Raw genomic sequence first — 325 nt, forward strand, 5'->3', positions numbered from 1 at the left:
GTTCAGGTAAACTTACATTCATCGTCTATTCTCCATCTGTTGCTTCAGCGTAAATACCGTCAAAGTCATCCTTGTTAACTTCTGCGATTGGCTTGTCATAAACAAGTTGACCAGCACGCAACCCAATGATGCGCGTTGCGTATTCCATGGCAAGTGGCACACTGTGCAAGTTAACCACAACCGTCATGCCCATTTCCGTGTTCAAACGCTTCAAGTCATCCATAACCATCTTGGTCGTCTTTGGATCAAGTGAGGCGATTGGTTCATCGGCCAAGACGACCGTTGGTGATTGCATCATGGCACGCGCAATGGCGACACGTTGTTG

The 325-nt window shown here is 47.7% G+C and carries 1 protein-coding gene; it reads right to left on the reverse strand.

Annotation, left to right across the window (positions count from 1 at the left end):
• Positions 1-25: 25 nt before the first annotated feature.
• Positions 26-325, reverse strand: a 300-nt coding sequence (locus KH400_RS23545; protein ID WP_498067648.1) for an ATP-binding cassette domain-containing protein, incomplete at its 5' end; no start/stop codon positions are given.

This window comes from Desertibacillus haloalkaliphilus (assembly GCF_019039105.1).
In the GTDB taxonomy this organism is placed as follows: domain Bacteria; phylum Bacillota; class Bacilli; order Bacillales; family KJ1-10-99; genus Desertibacillus; species Desertibacillus haloalkaliphilus.